This window comes from Actinopolymorpha rutila, assembly GCF_013407855.1.
Taxonomy (GTDB): Bacteria; Actinomycetota; Actinomycetes; order Propionibacteriales; family Actinopolymorphaceae; genus Actinopolymorpha; species Actinopolymorpha rutila.
Window position 1 is genome coordinate 558781 of sequence record NZ_JACBZH010000001.1, and the last position, 16854, is coordinate 575634.

The window sequence follows — 16854 nt, forward strand, 5'->3', positions numbered from 1 at the left end:
AGGATGACGGCATGGCATGGACTGCACCGCAGGTCGAACGAGGTTACGCGGAACCACTCGCCGGCGGCGAGCGCGCCGTCCTCGACGGGTGGCTGGACTGGCACCGAACCACCTTGCTGCACAAGTGTGCCGGGCTGACCGGTGAGCAGTTGGCGCTCCGGGCGATCCCGGCGTCGAACCTCTCGCTGCTCGGGCTCCTTCGTCACGTGGCGGAGGTGGAGCGGATGTGGTTCCGCCGGAAGGTGGGCGGTGAGAACCTCCCGGAGCTCTACCCGGCCGGTGTGGACTTCGACGACGCCGACGGTGCTTCGGCCGAGGCCGACTACGCGACGCTGGTGGGCGAGATGGCGGCCTCTCGGGCAGCCGCTGCGGGGGTGGCGTTGGACACCGAGTTCGCGATGGAGGGGTGGGGCCGGCAGGTGTCGCTGCGGTGGATCCACGTCCACCTGATCGAGGAGTACGCCCGGCACAACGGTCACGCGGACCTGCTGCGGCAGAACGTCGACGGGGCCACCGGCGTCTGAACCCCTCGTCGCTTCCGAAGCTAGGGCGTTTCCGGGGACTCGAGGTGGGACAGGGCGATGTCGAGGTAGTGCTCGGCGTGCTCGGGTGGTCCGTGGCGGACTGCCCAGTCGACCAGGCCCAGACTCCAGTGCGCCCAGTACGCGCGAAGCATCACCGGGTCCACCTGTCGGCCGAGGATCTCGTCCAGGCGGACGATGGCCTCCGGCTCGACCGACGGCCCGCCGGCCGGACGGGTGGCGAGCAGGAACGCGAGGTGGAACCGCAGCTTCAGCAGGGCGAACCACCGGTCACCGCGCCCGAGTCCGGCCCAGTCGACGATGCCGGTGACGGCCTCGCCGGTGGTGAAGAGGACGTTGCCGGGTACGAGATCCAGGTGCACCAGGTCGTCACCGGACAGGTGCTGCGGCGAGGTGTCGCCGATCTCGCGGATCCACTTCAACAGCCGGCGGCTCCGGTCGTCGTACCGCTCCAGCGTCTCGTGCAGGCACCAGCCGTCCCCGCTTCTCCGCAGGTGAAGGTCGGGAACGTGGACATCCGATCGGTCGGCGAGAACCCCGGCCAGGCGGTCGTTCGCGGCGACGATGGCGTCGACCGTGTGTGCCGTGACGTGGGTGGGCGGGGCGCCTGGTAGCCGCTCCTGGACGATGACGGCGCCCTCGGACACCTCGGTGACGAGTTCGTGCCGGGGCACCGGTGCGCCGCGTTCGCGGGCGAGACCGAGGACGTCGCCGAGGTGACGCAGGAAGCCTGCGGGTGCGGTCGAGCGGGTGAGTACGCCGTCGCGTCCGTCCGGCCGGCGTACGAAGACGGCCTCGCTGACCTCGCCGTGCCTGGCGGTCCCGACGAGTTCGAGCTCCAGCCCGGACCGCGCGTTGAGGTCCCGGACAAGTCGCCGCGCCCTGCTCGTCGCCGTATCCACGACGGACACCATGCGGCGAACCTGTCGCGATCGCAAGGGAGTATGCGGGCCGGCAGGCGAACAGAACAAGGGGTCTGGTGTTGCCCCCTACCGTGCCGGCCGAATGGGCGGGCACTGTCGGAGGCCTCTCGTAGGGTCTGGGTCATGGCACTGTCTGTGAGCGAACGAGAGCAGTTCCTTGCCGAGCCGCACGTCGCCGCGCTGGCGGTGGACGCGGAAGATGGTCGGGCGCCACTGGTGGTCCCGATCTGGTACCAGTACGAGCCCGGCGGCGAGGCCTGGGTGCTGACCGGAGTGCATTCGCGCAAGGCGCGGTTGATCGAGGCCGCCGGCCGGTTCTCGCTGATGGTCGAGCGTGTGCGGCCTTCGGTGCGCTACGTCTCGATTGAAGGCCCCGTCACCCGGACCAGCCCGATGACCGACGAGCAGCTGGACGAGATGGCGCGGCGATACCTCCCACCGGAGGTGGTGAAGGGTTACATCGAGATGGCGAAGGCCGAGCACGGCGAGCAGCTCATGGTCGCCATGCGGCCGGAGCGTTGGCTGTCCTCCGACCTGGGTTCGTTCTGACCCGGTTTGCCTGAGGTGCCGCCCTGTCCGGACGCCCGTCCCCGGCCTCCGGGTGGGCGAGGTGGCATACCGCGCCTGTGTCCGGTAGGGATGAGGCACGTCCGAAGGGAGCCGAATGCGTCAGCTGGAAGTGGAACGCAAGTACGACGTCGAGCCGGACTTCGTCCTGCCCGATCTGTCCTCGGCCCCCGGAGCGGCCTCGCTCGACGAGCCCGTCGAGCACGAGCTGGACGCGACCTACTACGACACCGACGAGCTGCACCTGTCCCGTCACCGGGTGACGCTTCGCCGGCGCGCCGGCGGCCACGACGCGGGCTGGCACCTCAAGCGGCCGGCCGGCGCCGGGGGAGCGCCCGAGCATCATGGTGCGCGGACCGAGCTCAGGGCTCCGCTCGACGAGGGTGACGGCGCCGAGCGCGCCGAGCCGCCCGCGTCGTTCGCCGAGGAGCTCCGCGCGCTGACCCGAGGGCATCCGCTTCGCCCGGTGGCGGGGATCCGCACCCGGCGGCTCGAACGCGTTCTCCGTTCCGGCTCCGGTGACGCCCTCGCCGAGGTCTGCGACGACCACGTCACCGCGCACACCTACGGTGACGCGGTGACCGCGCGCGAGTGGCGGGAGGTGGAGGTCGAGCTCGTCGAGGGTCCGCCCGGCCTGCTCGACGCGACCGAACGGCTGCTGCTGGACGCGGGCGCACGCCCGGCCGCGTACGGGTCCAAGCTGGCTCGCACCCTCGACCTGCGGCCGTCGCGCACACCGGAGGCCGCGCGGTCGGGGCGTGGTTCCGGCAGCGACGAGGAACGCGCATGGTCGGCCGTCGCGACGTACATCGCCGACCAGCGAGACGCCATCATCACCCTCGATCCGGGCGTACGACGGGGTGATCCCGAGGCGGTGCACCAGATGCGCGTCGCCTGCCGTCGGCTGCGGAGCACGCTACGCACCTTCCGGCCGTTCCTCGACCGCGCGCGCACCGACCCTCTCGGCGTCGAGCTGCGCTGGCTGGCCGGCGACCTGGGCCTGCTCCGCGACAGCCAGGTGCAGGCCGAGGGGCTGCGGGCCGCCATCGCCGCCGAACCCACCGAACTCGTGATCGGACCCGTGGAGCGGCGGATCAGCGACCACTTCGCGGCCGAGGCCGAGCAGGCGCGCGGCCGCGTCGCTGCCGCACTGGACAGCCCGCGATACGCCACCCTGCTCGACAACCTGGACGCGCTCGTGGAGGCCACCGCGGGCCAGGAGGCCGGCGCGGCCGGACTGCGAAGGCGAGCACGTAAGGCGCTTCGCCGGGTCGACCGCCGGCTCGACCACGCCGCCGCGCTGTCCACACGACCCCGAGCCACGCCCTCGGTGACCCCGCCCCTTCCCGGGGTGGTCCGCGACCGATCCGCCGCGCTGCACGAGGCACGAAAGGCCGCGAAGCGGGCGAGGTACGCCGCGGAGGCGCTCACCGCCGTCGGCGGCAAGGACGCCCGCCGCCTGGTCAGGGCGCTCAAACGGTTGCAGAAGGTGCTCGGCGCCCACCAGGACAGCGTCGTCGCCCGGCAGACGCTCCGCGACGTCGGCGTACGCGCCCACCTCGACCAGGAGAACGCCTTCACCTACGGCCTGTTGCACGCCCGCGAGCAGGCCGCCGCCGAACGCGTCCTCGAGGACCTGCCCGCGGTGGAGCGGGCGATCCGCCGCAGGAAGGCTCGACGCTGGCTCGGCTGAGGCGGCTGCCCCCGGATCCCGCTCACTCCCACGGGTGAGCGAAGCCCCTCGCCGGGTGCACGCGCCCAGAGGTCGGCGGCGCGCATCGTCGAGGCATGACCGACAGCCCCTCCGCGACAGCGACAGCGGCCCCGACAACACCCCGAAGGCTGAACAGAGGTGGATGCCGCCCGGCCTGGGCGCTCGCGGCGTTCGGGTTCGCCGACGCCTACGCCCTGGTTCGGCTGCTGTGGGCCACCGGCAGCCGGTGGGGCTACACCGCGTGCGACCGCACCGTCGAGCAGACCGCCGACCAGGTGGCCACCGGATGCGGCGCGGCCACGCTGGACTCCCTGCCGTTCTGGTCCGGGTGGGGCGCGGTCGCCCTGTGCGCCGCCCTGGTGGCGGTGACCGCGCTCGGCGTCGTGCGGCCCGGGCGACTGGTGGCCGCCGGCCTGTGGCCTGCCGCCGCCGTCCTGGTCGCGCTGTCCTTCCCCGGGCACCTGGTGTTCCAGGTCGCCGCGGCGGCCGGCCATCTCACCGACTGGCGCGACCTCGCCAACCGCGTGGTGCTCCTCGGCGGTGGCCTGCTGGTCGCCGCCGCGGCGGTCTCGGCGGCGCCACGCGCGCAGGGGGTACGACGACCGGCCGGGGTTCTCCAGGCGCCGCGGTGGTTGCGCGCCTGGGCAGGTGCCGGGTGCGCCCTGCCCCTGCTCGGCTGGACGCTCCCGCACACCCTGTGGCTGCTCGGCGTTCCGTTCGGGATCCCGGCGGAGATGCTGGCGAAGGTTCGCGAGGACATCAGCCCAGCGATGGGCATCGCCCTGTGTGCCGTACCCGCGCTCGGCGGCCTGCTCACCCTGGGACTCGCCGGCCGGTGGGGACAGGAGTTCCCGCGCTGGCTGCCGCTGCTGGCCGGCCGCCGGGTGCCCCGCCTGCTCGCGCTGGTCCCGGCCGGGGTGGCCTCGGTGGCGCTCACGTCGTACGGCCTGATCGGTGTCTCGATGATCGCCACCGCCCTCGTCGACGGGCAGACCACCTGGGCAGGGCTCGCGGCGGCGTGGGCCGTCACCGGCACCGAGGTGCTCTTCCTGGCCTGGGGCGTCGCCCTCGGCGTTGCCACCCTCGGCTACCACCGGCTGACCCGCGCCCGGTGACGCCCGGGGGCCTCCTGCGTATCCCGGCACGGGATCAGGCCGGGGGCACGGCGTCCTCGGACGCCGGCCGGTCGTGGATGGGGCCGTCGGTGTGGGTGAGGCGCCGGCCGGATCCGCCCCGGCGGCAGGCGACGATCTCCGCCGCCACCGAGATCGCCGTCTCCGCGGGGGTACGGCTGCCGAGGTCGAGTCCGATGGGCGCGGACAGGCGGCGTAGTTCGGCGTCGGTGAGCCCGCGCTCGCGAAGGTGTCCCAGCCGGTCCTCCGCCGTCCGCCGGCTGCCGAGCAGGCCCACGTACGCAGCGGGGCAGCGCAGCGCGACCTCGAGCAACGGCACGTCGAACCTCGGGTCGTGGGTGAGTACGCACACCACGGTGCGGCCGTCGACCCGGCCGGTGGCGCACTCCCGCGCCAGGTACCGGTGCGGCCAGTCGACGACGACCTCGGCCGCGTCGGGCACGCGTTCGGCGGTGGCGAAGACGGGCCGGGCGTCGCAGACGGTCACGCGGTAGCCGAGGAACGCGCCGGCCGAGCTCACGGCGGCGGCGAAGTCCGTGGCGCCGAAGACGAGCATCCGCGCCGGCGGGACGTACGACTGAACGAGCACGGTCAGCCGGCTGGTCAGCGGCAGGATCCCGGACTCGCCCGCGGCCAGCATCGTGCGTACCTCGGCGAGCAGGGCCGCCGCCCGTTCGTCCGTCATGGGCAGGGAGCCGTACGTGCTCTCGGCGCCGACGAGCAGCCGGGTCCCGGCCGGCTCCGCACCGCCGAGCACGCCAACCCCCGCCACCGGCTCCTGCGCACGGACGGCCGCGTCGAGCCGGTGGAGCAGCGCCGCGTCGGCGGGTTCGACCAGCACCTCGATGGTTCCGCCGCAGGTCAGGCCGGCTGCAAAGGCGTCCTCGTCGGAGACGGCGTACCGCTCCAGGACGGGCCGGCCGGTGTCCAGGACCGCCAGCGCCCGCTCGTACACCGCCGCCTCGACACAGCCGCCGGACACGCTGCCTGCCACCGCCCCGTCCGCTGCGACGGCCATCGCCGCGCCGACCTCGCGGGGAGCGCTGTCGAACGTGGCCACTACCGTCGCCACCGCGCACCGCCGGCCCGCGTCCAGCCAGCCCAGCACGACCGGCAGGAGGTCGCGGAGGTCGCCGTGGCCACCCGTCCAGCTCATCACCAGATCATCTCGCAGCCCGGCGGAAGTCGCCGCGCGGGCGACGTGGCCGAGGACGTCCCGGCCCCGGGCACGAACGAAGCCTCCCGACCCGAGGCGTACGGCGTCGTCGGTTCTGAGTCGACGATGCGTACGCCAGGGGCCGGGAGGCTTCGGTGACGCGGGATCTACCAGGTGCGACTGCCTACCAGGCGTAGTCCTCGGGCGCGGTGCGGTGACCGGGGAAGATCTCGTTCAGCCGGTCGAGCGCCTTGTCGTCCAGCCGGACGTCCAGCGCTCGCTCGGCGGCGTCGAGCTGCTCCATCGTGCGCGGCCCGATGATCGGCGCCGTCACCGCGGGCTGCGCGAGCAGCCAGGCCAGCGCGACGTCGCCGGGCTCGTGGCCGAGGTCGGCGGCGAGGTTCTCGTACGCCTCCAGCTGCGGCCGATACTTCTGGATCGCCTCGGCCTGCTGGCGGCGCTTGCCCTCGTTCTCCTTGCGGAGGACGCCACCTAGCAGCCCGCCTGCCAGCGGCGACCACGGGATGACGCCGAGGCCGTAGTGCTGCGCGGCCGGGAGCACCTCGAGCTCGACCGCGCGGGCCAGCAGGCTGTACTTCGACTGCTCGCTGACCAGGCCGACGAAGTTACGGCGGGCAGCTGCCTCCTGGGCCTGCGCGATGTGCCAGCCGGCGAAGTTGCTGCTGCCGACGTAGAGGATCTTGCCCTGCTGGACGGCCACCTCGAGGGCCTGCCAGATCTCCTCCCACGGCGTCTGCCGATCGATGTGGTGGAACTGGTACAGGTCGATGTAGTCCGTCTGCAGCCGCTTGAGGCTGGCGTCGAGCGCGCGACGGAGGTTCAGCGCGGACAGCCGGCCCTCGTTCGGCCAGTCGCCCATGTCGCCGTAGACCTTGGTGGCCAGCACGGTGCGCTCGCGGCGGCCACCGCCCTGGGCGAACCAGCTGCCGACGATCTGCTCGGTGTTGCCCTTGTTGTCCTGACCGCCGTAGACGTTGGCGGTGTCGAAGAAGTTGACGCCCTTGTCGTGGGCGGCGTCCATGATCGCGTGCGAGTCAGCCTCTGTCGTGTGCGGCCCGAAGTTCATCGTGCCCAGGCAGAGGCGGCTGACCTTGAGGCCGGTACGACCGAGGTGAGTGAATTCCATGCTCTCCATCCTGTAAGTCGGGCGGCCAGCCGTCCAACAGCAGAATCCGCTGAGTTTGAGCAGCCAGACCGATCAATCCGGCGGGCTCCCCGCGGCCGAGCACGGCGTGGCCGGGCCCGGCGCGGGTGCACGCCGACGGGGTCTCAGCCCAGACCGCCGACCCGGGTGGCGTTGGCCTGGGCGGTCAGCGCCAACTCGGTCGCGGTGAAGACCAGCTCCTGGGGAATCGCGGTGTCACCACGGCGTACGACGTCGTCGAGGATGGCCGGGAAGTACGGCAGCTCGACGTCGTCGCTCTCGAGGTACTGCGTGTCCTTGCCGTTCACCACGAAGAGGTGGTCACCGCCCGGCCGGCCGAGCAGGTCGATGTTCTTGCGTACCTCCATGTAGCCCTCGGTGCCGAGAACGGTGAGCCGCCCGTCGCCCCACACACCAAGGCCTTCAGGGGTGTACCAGTCGACCCGGGCGTAGCCGTGGGCGTGCGGGCTGCGCAGCACGACCTCGCCGAAGTCCTGGAACTCGGGGTACTCCGGGTGGGCGAAGTTGCCGACCGTCGACGACACGACCTCGGCGCTGGTCGAGCCGGTGAGGTAGAGGAACTGGTCGACCTGGTGGGAGGCGATGTCGGCGAGGATCCCGCCGGCCAGCCCCGGGTCGAACGTCCACGACGGGCGAGTGTGCGGGCGCAGGTGGTGCGGGCCGGTTCCCATGGTCTGGACGACCTGGCCGATCGCGCCCTCCTCGATCAGCCGGCGGGCGTGCACGGTCGCCCTGGACGCGGTGCGCTCGGAGAACGCCACCGACCAGAAGCGTCCGGTCTCGGCCACCGCGGTCCTCACCTCGGCGAGCTGGTCCAAGGTGATGGCGCCCGGCTTGTCCGCCACCACGTCCTTGCCGTTGCGCATCGCCGCGACCGCGATCTCGGCCCGACGCGCGGGGACGGCGGCCGTGACGACCAGCGCGATGTCGGGGTCGGTGAGGAGCTCGTCCGCCTCGGCCACGCGGGGGATCTGCGGAGCCCGCTCGGCCAGCGCCGCGGTGTGCGGGGTGTCGGTCTCGCTCCACATGCCGACGCACTCCGCACCTGCCCCGATCAGGCCGTGCACGAGGCCGAGGATGTGACCGTGGTCGAGGCCGACGGCGGCGAACTTCAACGGCTTGGTCGTACGGGAGTCGGTGCTCGTCATGCGTCCACCATTCCACGCCGACCGCTGCTGCCGGGAGTCGTACAGGCCGGAACGCCGCCGTCGGCCAGCGGACGGTGCTCAGCGCGAGCATGCGGGCAATCTTCGACCCCAGCTACGGCCTGCTGAAGGCGCTGCTCACCCCGCTCGGGGTCACCTCGCCGGCCTGGATGACCGACTCCGCGTGGGGGGCGGGTGCGTGGACGTTGTTCCGCCGGCTCACTTTGCCGCTGCTGTCGCCGGTGACGTTCTTCATCGCCATCACCAGCGTCATCGGCACCTTCCAGGCGTTCGACATCATCGCGATCATGACCGGCGGTGGTCCGGGTGACGCGACGACAACTCTGTCCTGGTAGGTCTACCAGCAGGCATTCCAGGCGCTCGACGCCGGACACGCGGGCGCCGGAGCGATCGTGATGTTCGTGATCCTGTTGGCCATCACCGGTGCACAGGCGCGGATCATGGAACGAAGGGTGCACTACCGATGAGCGCCGTGGTCGGAAGCCGACGCGAGACGAGCAACAACACGGGCGGTCCGGGCACTCGGCGCGGCCCCCTCGGCCGCGGTGGCCTGTACGTGCTGTTGGTGGTGGTCGGCCTGGTGGCCGTCATCCCGATCTACTGGCTGCTCAGCGCCTCGGTCACCCCGTCGGGGGAGATCTTCCAGTTCCAGTGGTTCCCGCTGCACTGGGTGTGGGACAACTACCCCGCCGCCTGGGTCTCCGCGCCGTTCGGCCGGTTCTACGTCAACTCGATCGTGGTCACCCTGGCCGGTGCGCTGATCCAGATCTGCGTCGCGGTGTTGTCGTCGTACGCCTTCGCCTATCTGCGCTTCCCGGCCAAGAACCTCGTGTTCCTGATCTTCCTGGGCGCCATGATGGTGCCCGGCGCCGCCGTCCTGCTGCCCAACTACCTCACGATCGCCAACCTCGGCTGGGTCAACACCTACGCCGGACTGGTCATCCCCGGAGTGGGCAGCGTGTTCGCGATGTTCCTGCTACGCCAGCACATGATGACGCTGCCGGGCGAGGTGAGCGAGGCGGCCAAGGTCGACGGTGCCGGCCACCTGCGGATCCTGTGGAGCATCATCCTGCCGATGTCGCGCCCGATGGTCGTGACCGTCGTCGTCATCGCGCTGGTGGAGAAGTGGAACGACTTCATCTGGCCGCTGGTCGCCACGAGCACCGACTCGATGCGCACCCTGCCGGTCGGGCTGCTGATGCTGAAGAACGTCGAGGGTTTCACCAACTCTCGCAGACGCCCTACACCCCGGCCGACGGTGTGTGGACCAACCACGACGGCCTGGAGCTTCGCAACATCGTCGCGCTGGGGTGCGGTGATGGCGGCGACGGTGTTCGTCGTCCTGCCGCCGCTGGTGGTGTTCTTCTTCGCGCAGCGGCAGATCATCGCGGGGCTCACCCAGGGCGCAACGAAGGATTGACGGCGGCATGAGGAGAAGCATGACGGGGAACGACATGTCGCGGTGGAGCCGCCGGTGACCTGATCGAGGAGAGCTACACCAGGCACTACAAGTAGCCGCTGGCAGCTGTCGGCTCGCGGTGCCCCGGCCGGCAACCCGGCCCGGGCACCGCGCTCAGCCGGCCGTCAGGACAGCGGCAGCCAGCGGAGCACGTCCTGGATCTTGCGGTCCCACAGGCCCCACTCGTGCTCGCCGGGCTCGAACTCCACGGTGACGGGCACGTCCAGGCGGTGGGCGGTGTCGACGAACGCGTGGTTGTGGTGCATCAGGCCGTCCTCGGTGCCACACGAGACGTGCAGCGCCGGCAGTTGCCGACCCGACTTCGCGGTCTGTTCCAGCAACCACAGCAGGTCGTTGTCGGTCCCGCGCACCTCGCCGCCGAAGACCCGGTCCATGAGTTCGGGCCGGCCCTCCCGCATACCGGGGTTGGCGACGTCGAGAGCCCCGGACAGGCTGGCCGCCGCCGCGAAGCGTTCCGGCTGGCGCAAGGCCCACTTGACGGCGCCGTACCCGCCCATCGACAGGCCCGCAACGAACGTGTCCTCGCGCCGGGTGGACACCTTGAAGAACCGGTCGACGAGTGAGGGAAGCTCCTCCGACAGGAACGTCCAGAAGCGGTTGCCGTGCGCCTCGTCGGCGTAGAAGCTGCGGTGCACCGCCGGCATCACGACCGCGAGGCCGAGCGTGGAGACGTAGCGTTCGATGGACGTACGCCGCAGCCAGATGGTGTCGTCGTCACTGAGGCCGTGCAGCAGGTAGAGGACGGGGGCTCCGCTCTCGCGCGCGGCGCCGGACATCCCGATCTGGGTGGTCGTCTCCTGCGGCAGGATCACCGTCATCGAGGTGCTGAGCTCGAGTGCCTCGGAGAAGAAGTCGCAACGCATCAACGCCATTGGCGGAGGTCCTTCACTGTGGCCGGAAAACACGACGCTGGCAGCCTTCCCGAAGGAAGGCTGCCAGCGCAACGGCCGAACCCGGTCGCCCCCAGGTGATCTGTGGGAGAGCCGGTTGGCTCACAAAGCTGCTCGGGTCAGAACCAGACCTTCCGGCCGCCGACCGGACGGCCGATGGCGCCCAGGATGAAAAGCACCACTCCGATGACCAGCAGGATGATGCCGATGGTCGAGAGGATCGAGATGCCCAGGGCAAAGCCCAGGATCGTGAGGATGATGCCGAGGATGATCACAGTTACAGCCTCATCTTTCTAGGGGGTCACCGGTCCGGCTGGCTTACCGATCCGTACCGGATTTTCGGTGCTGCAGCGTATCCGTCTTCTGAGCTTGTGTCCGGAGTTCGTTTCCAGACTGTGATCATTGCGCCTGCGACCAGCAGTGGCGACCACCGTCCGCGTGTGGTTCGGGTAGGAACCGCGACCCGCGCGACGCCTCGGCGTACTCGTGGTGACGTGCCGCGCCCGCACGTGGCCGCATTCCGCTCTTCCTCCGCCACCCGTCGCCCGGAGGTCTCCCGGACCGCCACCGCGCCCGGGCACCGGGCATGTACGCCGACCTGGTGATGGGCGAACCGGGAGTACTGGTGGCGCCCGCCACCCGCACTACGTCGAGGAGGTCCGGCCCGCCTGCTGCCAGGAGCTGTGACCAGGCCGTTCGACGCCGTGTCCCACGACGTGGGAACAAACTTTGCCAAATGTCGAATCTCCGGACAACTTCTCGAGGGTGCCGGTGTTGATTGATCACGATGCGGTCACTATGGTCTCCATCAGATATCTGTCCAGTTTGAGTCGGCCGTCCTGGTCGGCGCAGATGTCTCGCTTAGTCCCTGTTGGGTCGGTCCACGGTGGATCGATCCTGCGGGGAGCCGGGGAACCACGTGTTTTCTGGGGTGAATCGGCAGGCGCGACGGTCGCAGGTTGACCGCCAAGCCCGCCGTAGGGCAACTTCCCGGCCCGAACCCGTCAGCTCACCCGGTAGGCGTTGAGGAAGAAAGGCACCCGCCTGTGACAACCCGCAGGGCCCGATCAGGGCGTGCGTTGTTCGTCGTCGGCACCACCACGGCCACCCTGGCCGCTCTGGTCGCGCTTCCGGGTTCGAGCAGCTACGCCGAGCCGTCGACGCGCAGCATCAGCGAGGTCCGGCAGCAGGTCGACGATCTGTACGCGAAGGCTGAGAAAGTCACCGAGCAGGCCAACGAGCTGGGTGACAAGATGACGGTCATCAACCGCCGGGTCCGCAGCCTCGACGCCGACGTCTCCCGCCAGCAGCAGCGCGTGAGCGCACTGCGTGGCAACATCGGCCAGTTCGCCGCGGCCCAGTACCGCGCCGGCAACGTCGACATGACCGCCCAGCTCGCGGTCTCGAAGGATCCGAACGAATACCTCGCCCGGATGCGCACGGTCAAGGTCGTCGACGCTCAGCAGGGCGACATGCTCCGGCAGCTGCAGGAGGGCCAGAAGCGGCTCGCCGAGCAGCGTGCAGCCCGGTCGGCGGAGCTCGCGAGCTACCGCGAGGCCAAGAGCCAGGCCGACGCCCGCCGGAAGACCGCGCTGAAAAACGCCGCCGAGGCCAAGGCCCTCCTCGCACGCCTCACCGCCGAGCAGAAGCGGCGCATCGCTGCCGCCGAACGCGCGGCCCAGGAGAAGGCCGCCCGCGAGCAGGCCGCGCGGGAGAAGGCGCAGGCACGTTCGACTCGCGGCAGCGGCAGCGGTGGTCGCACCACGCCGAAGTCCGACCTCCCGTCCAACCCGGGTCCCGCCCCCAGGCCCGCTCCGGTACCCTCCGGCAGTGGCCGTGGCGCGACCGCGCTGGCGTTCGCCAAGGCCCAGCTCGGAGAGCCGTACGTCTTCGGTGCGGACGGCCCCAACAGCTGGGACTGCTCGGGCCTCACCATGGGCGCGTGGAGATCGGCCGGCGTCTCGCTGCCCCACTCCTCGCGTTCGCAGTACGCCATCTCCACCAAGATCTCCAAGTCCCAGCTGCAGCCCGGTGACCTGGTGCTCTTCTACAGCGACCGTCACCACGTGGGCATCTACGCGGGCAACGGCATGGTCATCCACGCGCCGCGCCCGGGCAAGACGGTCGAGTACATCAAGATGAAGTACATGCCCTACGCCGGAGCGGTGCGGCCCGGCTAGGCCGCGCACCTCTCCGCGCCCCCCGAACCACGACAGGCGTTGATGCCGGAACCCCCCGCTGGCGTCAGCGCCTGTCGTGCTGTCCTGCGACACCTGCGTTCGGTCCCTCTGCGGTCACTCGGCGACGCGAAATCGTGCGTCCACCGATGACTTCGGGCGACGTGGACGGTCCATACACCGACACGTTCGTACCGCCCGCGCCATGGCGGGCCGCCAGAAGGGGAACCCCAGCTCATGACCACGCACGAAGTCCGGTCCACCGTCGCACCGCACCGCTCCCGCGCACTCACCGTCGCCCTGTGGGTCCTTCAGGTCCTGCTGGCGGCGGTGTTCCTGTCCGCTGCCTACTCCAAGCTGTCCGGCGACCCGGCGCAGGTGCAGGGCTTCGAGGCCATCGGGTTCGGCCAGTGGTTCCGCTACCTCACCGGTGCCTGTGAACTCGCCGGCGCGATCGGCCTGCTGGTCCCGCGACTTTGTGGCCTCGCCGCGATCGCCCTGGTGGGACTGATGGTCTGCGCCACGCTCACCAACCTGTTCCTGATGCCGGGCATGGCCGTGATGGCGATCCTCACTGTGGCGCTGGGCATCCTCCTCGGGGTGGTCGCGCGGGCGCGGTGGGCGGACACCAGGGAGCTACTCGCCCGGTTCCGTCGTTGACCCGAACGAGGGAGTTGACCCGAACGAGAGGAAGTGGGCCGGATGGAAGTTCGACGGCGTGAGGGTTACCACGGGACCGGCCCGGGCGCGATCACACCGGACGGCTGCGCGGTGGAGCTCTACAGCAGGATCCCGGTGGACGGCTCGCCCGACCTCATCGCCCGGTCGGTGCCGGCCGGCGCCACGATCCTCGAGCTCGGCTGCGGCGTCGGCCGGATGACCCACCCCCTGCTCGAGCACGGGTTCACGGTGACCGCCGTCGACGAGTCCCCGGAGATGCTGGAACGCGTTCGGGGAGCCCGCACGGTGCTCAGCCCGATCGAGTCGTTGGACCTCGGCGAGCACTTCGACGTCGTGCTGCTGGCGTCGTTCCTGGTGCACGCCGGCTCGGAGGAGGTCCGCCGCGGGTTGCTGCGTACCTGCCTGCGGCACCTGGCGCCGGGCGGATGCGTGCTGATCCAGCGGGAGGGCCGGGACTGGCACGACGTGGTCCCCCGGGAGCGCCCGATCGGCGACGGGGTCGCCCGGGTCGTCTCGTCCGACCCGGTCGGCCCCGGCGTCAACTCGGTGCTTTTCGAGTACGCCTTCCCCGACGTGGTGTGGACGCAGACGTTCCTGTCCCGGCCGCTGTCCACGGAGCAGTTCGAGCAGGCGCTGGCCGAGGTGGGGCTGCGGGTGGACGCCTACCTCACCGACGACGGAACGTGGGTACGCGCCGTCCCGGCGACGACCTGACCGAAGCTCAGCCGCCCGCCATGGCGCCGACCACCAGGAACGGCTCGGCGCCTTCGGCCACCTCGCCGGGCAACGGCTTGTCGGGGTCGTCGTGGGAGAGGTCCTGCTGGCAGGCGAAGAAGCGGACGAACGCGCGCCGGCGCCGTGTCTTCGGGTCGCGGATCGTGCCCCGCAGCATCGGGTAGCGGGCCTCCAGCGCGTCCAGCACCAGCGCCTGCGTCGGCTCGCCCGGCACCTCCAGCCGCACCTCGCGCTCCGCCCCCGACAGGGTGCGCAGGTGCGCGGGGAGCACGACGCGGATCATGGCAGGGTCTGGACTTCGACGGACAGGACCGCCGGCAGGTCGCGCACGATCGGCGCCCAGCTGTCGCCGGCGTCGGCCGAGGCGTAGACCTGGCCACCGGTCGTACCGAAGTAGACACCGCAGGAGTCCAGCGAGTCGACCGCCATCGCGTCCCGCAGGACGTTGACGTAGCAGTGGCTCTGCGGGAGCCCCTTGCTCAGCGGCTCCCAGTCGTTGCCGCCGGTGCGGCTGCGGTAGACGCGCAGCTTTCCCTCGGGCGGGAAGTGGTGGGAGTCGCTGGTGATCGGGACGACGTAGACGGTCTCCGGCTCGTGCGCGTGAACGTCGATCGGGAAGCCGAAGTCGGTGGGCAGGTTGCCGCTGATCTCGTACCACGTGTCGCCGGCATCGTCGCTGCGCATGACGTCCCAGTGCTTCTGCATGAACAGCACGTCCGGGCGGGACGGGTGCATCGCGAGGCGGTGGACGCAGTGCCCGACCTCGGCGTCCGGGTCGGGGATGCCTTCGGACTTCAGGCCGCGGTTGATCGGCTTCCAGGTCTTGCCGCCGTCGTCGGTGCGGAACGCCCCGGCGGCGGAGATCGCCACGAAGATCCGCTCGGGGTCGGTGGGGTGCAGCAGGATCGTGTGCAGGCACATGCCGCCGGCGCCGGGCTGCCAGTGGGGCCCGGAGCCGTGGCCGCGCAGGCCGGACAGCTCACCCCAGGTCTGGCCGCCGTCGGTGCTGCGGAACAACGCGGCGTCCTCGACCCCGGCGTAGACCGTGTCGGGATCGGTCGGGGAAGGCTCGAGGTGCCACGCCCGGGCGAACTCCCAGGGGTGCGGGGTGCCGTCGTACCACTGGTGGGTGCCCGGCGTGCCGTCGTAGCTGAAGTCGTTGCCGGCCGGCTGCCAGGTCTTTCCGCCATCGTCGGAACGCTGGATCACCTGGCCGAACCAGCCGCTGGTCTGCGATGCGTACAGCCGGTCGGGATCGGCGGGCGACCCCTTCACGTGGTAGATCTCCCAGCCCGGGAAGTGGGGACCGCTGACGTCCCAGTCTTCACGCCGGCCGTCGGAGGTGAGGATGAAGGCGCCCTTGCGGGTGCCGACCAGAACGCGTACGCCGCTCACTGTGTACTCCTTCGTCGCGGCCCGAGCCGCTGAACCGTCTACCCTGCGTATCCCGAGGTCAAGCTAGCGGTCCGACCGGCCGCCGTCTTCTCCAATCTTGCGCTTCCGCAGGCCAGTGGGGGCAGCGCCACGACGACGGGCGCGGACCAGGGCGGCGTGAGGTCGAGGTGGACGTCGCGTCGGACCGGCGGCACGCTCGACGTCACCCGTATCGGCCACGGCGAGTGACCGCTGACGCCGACCTCGGGGAGAAGTTGGCCCAGCGGGTCGGCCCGTCCGGGCAGCGCGGCGGCGAGCAGCCAGTAGCTGCCCGGCGGGATGCCGGTGAGGACGAAGCCACCGCCGTCGTCGAGCAGGGCGCCGCTCACCGGCGCGCCGCGTGGGGCGCGCCGGGTGAACACGCCGACGTAGACCGCGGCGGAACCGCCCAGCGCGGCCAGGGCGCCGGGACTGAGGTGGGCCACACCGGTGACCACGCCGCCGTGCCGGTCACCGCCGGGCCGGCTCACCGGTCGCGGCGGCTCAGTGGCGAGTGCGTCGGGAAACCGCCGGAACTCGCGCGGGCCGACGCCGACCGAGGACGCGAACCGGCTGGTGAATGTGCCCACGGAGGTGAAGCCGACGGCGAAACAGACGTCGATGATGCGGTCGTCGCTGTCGAGCAGCAGGCGCTTGGCGTGCTGGAACCGGTGCGCGCTGAGGAACTGTCCAGGCGGGAGGCCGAGATGGCGTTCGAAGATCCGGGAGAGGTGGAACGGACTGTAGCCCACGTGGTCGGCGACGTCGCCCAGGCGGATCGGCTCGGTGGCATGCGCGGCGAGGAAGCCTGCCGCCTGGACCGCGACCTCGAGCATCGCCTCGCACCGCCGTACTGCGTGTGAACGCCGTCGTTCAGCCAGGTCAGAGTAAGTCAGACCGGCGGGCCCACCCTAGAGGATGGGCCCGGCCGGCTCCAGCACCTCGGCTACACCGTTGCCGACCCTCCCCGGGTAGTTACAGGTGCTGGTCACACGGACTATATCGAACATGCGTTCGAGTTGCTACCCGGCACCGGTACGCGCGAACGGGTCGGAGTCGGCGCCGGCCTCACGCGTGAAACTTAAGTGACG

18 protein-coding genes and 1 riboswitch are annotated in these 16854 nt (G+C 70.9%); of the genes, 9 read left to right on the forward strand and 9 right to left on the reverse strand.

The features are described from left to right. The first annotated feature begins 11 nt into the window (after nt 1–11). Nucleotides 12–524, forward strand: a complete 513-nt coding sequence (locus F4554_RS02330) for a DinB family protein (protein WP_179785842.1) — start codon at nt 12–14, stop codon at nt 522–524. Between the two features lie 20 nt (nt 525–544). Here F4554_RS02330 and F4554_RS02335 read toward each other — a convergent pair whose 3' ends face one another. Then, entirely contained in the window at nt 545–1456 is a 912-nt protein-coding gene (locus F4554_RS02335) for a phosphotransferase (protein ID WP_179785843.1), read from the reverse strand. Nucleotides 1457–1588: 132 nt separating this feature from the next. Here F4554_RS02335 and F4554_RS02340 point away from each other — a divergent pair, with 132 nt between their 5' ends. The 3 genes from F4554_RS02340 to F4554_RS02350 all read left to right on the forward strand — a co-directional run bounded on the left by F4554_RS02340 (nt 1589) and on the right by F4554_RS02350 (nt 4861). After that, nucleotides 1589–2014 (forward strand): pyridoxamine 5'-phosphate oxidase family protein, encoded by a 426-nt coding sequence (locus F4554_RS02340; protein WP_179785844.1) that lies wholly within the window; start codon nt 1589–1591, stop codon nt 2012–2014. A gap of 115 nt (nt 2015–2129) precedes the next feature. After that, entirely contained in the window at nt 2130–3725 is a 1596-nt protein-coding gene (locus tag F4554_RS02345) for a CYTH and CHAD domain-containing protein (RefSeq protein ID WP_179785845.1), read from the forward strand. Between the two features lie 95 nt (nt 3726–3820). Then, complete coding sequence (locus tag F4554_RS02350; RefSeq protein ID WP_179785846.1) at nt 3821–4861, forward strand: hypothetical protein; 1041 nt, start codon at nt 3821–3823, stop codon at nt 4859–4861. A 34-nt stretch (nt 4862–4895) separates the two neighbouring features. Here F4554_RS02350 and F4554_RS02355 read toward each other — a convergent pair whose 3' ends face one another. The 3 genes from F4554_RS02355 to F4554_RS02365 form a co-directional block, all read right to left on the reverse strand. Continuing rightward, nucleotides 4896–6035 (reverse strand): XdhC family protein, encoded by a 1140-nt coding sequence (locus F4554_RS02355; protein ID WP_179785847.1) that lies wholly within the window; start codon nt 6033–6035, stop codon nt 4896–4898. A 184-nt stretch (nt 6036–6219) separates the two neighbouring features. Further along, on the reverse strand, nt 6220–7182 hold the full coding sequence (locus F4554_RS02360) for an aldo/keto reductase (protein ID WP_179785848.1): 963 nt from the start codon (nt 7180–7182) through the stop codon (nt 6220–6222). Nucleotides 7183–7325: 143 nt separating this feature from the next. Continuing rightward, nucleotides 7326–8369, reverse strand: coding sequence for a Gfo/Idh/MocA family protein (locus F4554_RS02365; RefSeq protein ID WP_179785849.1), 1044 nt, complete (start codon nt 8367–8369; stop codon nt 7326–7328). An 89-nt stretch (nt 8370–8458) separates the two neighbouring features. On the opposite strand from F4554_RS02365, the gene F4554_RS02370 reads away from it, so the two are divergent. Both F4554_RS02370 and F4554_RS02375 read left to right on the forward strand, forming a co-directional pair. Next, a complete protein-coding gene (locus tag F4554_RS02370) occupies nt 8459–8722 on the forward strand; it encodes a carbohydrate ABC transporter permease (RefSeq protein WP_179785850.1) in 264 nt (87 codons plus the stop codon). Nucleotides 8723–8850: 128 nt separating this feature from the next. Continuing rightward, the gene (locus F4554_RS02375) at nt 8851–9807 is read left to right on the forward strand and encodes a carbohydrate ABC transporter permease (RefSeq protein ID WP_179785851.1); all 957 of its coding nucleotides are present in this window, start codon (nt 8851–8853) and stop codon (nt 9805–9807) included. A 164-nt stretch (nt 9808–9971) separates the two neighbouring features. On the opposite strand, the gene F4554_RS02380 is transcribed toward F4554_RS02375, so the two are convergent. Both F4554_RS02380 and F4554_RS02385 read right to left on the reverse strand, forming a co-directional pair. Further along, nucleotides 9972–10739 carry an alpha/beta hydrolase gene (locus F4554_RS02380; protein WP_179785852.1) on the reverse strand — a complete coding sequence of 256 codons (768 nt, stop codon included), beginning with the start codon at nt 10737–10739 and terminating at the stop codon, nt 9972–9974. Between the two features lie 137 nt (nt 10740–10876). Then, nucleotides 10877–11032, reverse strand: coding sequence for a hypothetical protein (locus F4554_RS02385; protein WP_092650604.1), 156 nt, complete (start codon nt 11030–11032; stop codon nt 10877–10879). A gap of 573 nt (nt 11033–11605) precedes the next feature. Further along, nucleotides 11606–11794: riboswitch (cyclic di-AMP (ydaO/yuaA leader) on the forward strand. 9 nt (nt 11795–11803) lie between these two features. On the opposite strand from F4554_RS02385, the gene F4554_RS02390 reads away from it, so the two are divergent. The 3 genes from F4554_RS02390 (at nt 11804) to F4554_RS02400 (ending at nt 14329) form a co-directional block, all read left to right on the forward strand. Next, a complete protein-coding gene (locus F4554_RS02390) occupies nt 11804–12937 on the forward strand; it encodes an NlpC/P60 family protein (RefSeq protein ID WP_179785853.1) in 1134 nt (377 codons plus the stop codon). Nucleotides 12938–13171: 234 nt separating this feature from the next. Beyond that, entirely contained in the window at nt 13172–13594 is a 423-nt protein-coding gene (locus F4554_RS02395; RefSeq protein ID WP_179785854.1) for a DoxX family protein, read from the forward strand. A 42-nt stretch (nt 13595–13636) separates the two neighbouring features. Continuing rightward, complete coding sequence (locus F4554_RS02400) at nt 13637–14329, forward strand: class I SAM-dependent methyltransferase (RefSeq protein WP_179785855.1); 693 nt, start codon at nt 13637–13639, stop codon at nt 14327–14329. Nucleotides 14330–14336: 7 nt separating this feature from the next. On the opposite strand, the gene F4554_RS02405 is transcribed toward F4554_RS02400, so the two are convergent. The 3 genes from F4554_RS02405 to F4554_RS02415 are packed head-to-tail and all read right to left on the reverse strand — an operon-like array spanning nt 14337 to nt 16599. Further along, a complete protein-coding gene (locus F4554_RS02405; RefSeq protein ID WP_202889105.1) occupies nt 14337–14621 on the reverse strand; it encodes a MoaD/ThiS family protein in 285 nt (94 codons plus the stop codon). Between the two features lie 8 nt (nt 14622–14629). Continuing rightward, nucleotides 14630–15745, reverse strand: coding sequence for a beta propeller repeat protein (locus tag F4554_RS02410; protein ID WP_179785857.1), 1116 nt, complete (start codon nt 15743–15745; stop codon nt 14630–14632). A gap of 38 nt (nt 15746–15783) precedes the next feature. Further along, a complete protein-coding gene (locus F4554_RS02415; protein WP_179785858.1) occupies nt 15784–16599 on the reverse strand; it encodes a helix-turn-helix transcriptional regulator in 816 nt (271 codons plus the stop codon). Nucleotides 16600–16854 lie beyond the last annotated feature (255 nt).

Coding starts and splice junctions, on each gene's coding strand:
- F4554_RS02365 (WP_179785849.1), bottom strand. CDS start 8,369: ATGACGAGCACCGACTCCCGTACGACCAAGCCGTTGAAGTTCGCCGCC.
- F4554_RS02360 (WP_179785848.1), bottom strand. CDS start 7,182: ATGGAATTCACTCACCTCGGTCGTACCGGCCTCAAGGTCAGCCGCCTC.
- F4554_RS02355 (WP_179785847.1), bottom strand. CDS start 6,035: ATGAGCTGGACGGGTGGCCACGGCGACCTCCGCGACCTCCTGCCGGTC.
- F4554_RS02350 (WP_179785846.1), top strand. CDS start 3,821: ATGACCGACAGCCCCTCCGCGACAGCGACAGCGGCCCCGACAACACCC.
- F4554_RS02370 (WP_179785850.1), top strand. CDS start 8,459: ATGCGGGCAATCTTCGACCCCAGCTACGGCCTGCTGAAGGCGCTGCTC.
- F4554_RS02375 (WP_179785851.1), top strand. CDS start 8,851: ATGAGCGCCGTGGTCGGAAGCCGACGCGAGACGAGCAACAACACGGGC.
- F4554_RS02330 (WP_179785842.1), top strand. CDS start 12: ATGGCATGGACTGCACCGCAGGTCGAACGAGGTTACGCGGAACCACTC.
- F4554_RS02415 (WP_179785858.1), bottom strand. CDS start 16,599: ATGCTCGAGGTCGCGGTCCAGGCGGCAGGCTTCCTCGCCGCGCATGCC.
- F4554_RS02335 (WP_179785843.1), bottom strand. CDS start 1,456: ATGGTGTCCGTCGTGGATACGGCGACGAGCAGGGCGCGGCGACTTGTC.
- F4554_RS02345 (WP_179785845.1), top strand. CDS start 2,130: ATGCGTCAGCTGGAAGTGGAACGCAAGTACGACGTCGAGCCGGACTTC.
- F4554_RS02395 (WP_179785854.1), top strand. CDS start 13,172: ATGACCACGCACGAAGTCCGGTCCACCGTCGCACCGCACCGCTCCCGC.
- F4554_RS02400 (WP_179785855.1), top strand. CDS start 13,637: ATGGAAGTTCGACGGCGTGAGGGTTACCACGGGACCGGCCCGGGCGCG.
- F4554_RS02380 (WP_179785852.1), bottom strand. CDS start 10,739: ATGGCGTTGATGCGTTGCGACTTCTTCTCCGAGGCACTCGAGCTCAGC.
- F4554_RS02340 (WP_179785844.1), top strand. CDS start 1,589: ATGGCACTGTCTGTGAGCGAACGAGAGCAGTTCCTTGCCGAGCCGCAC.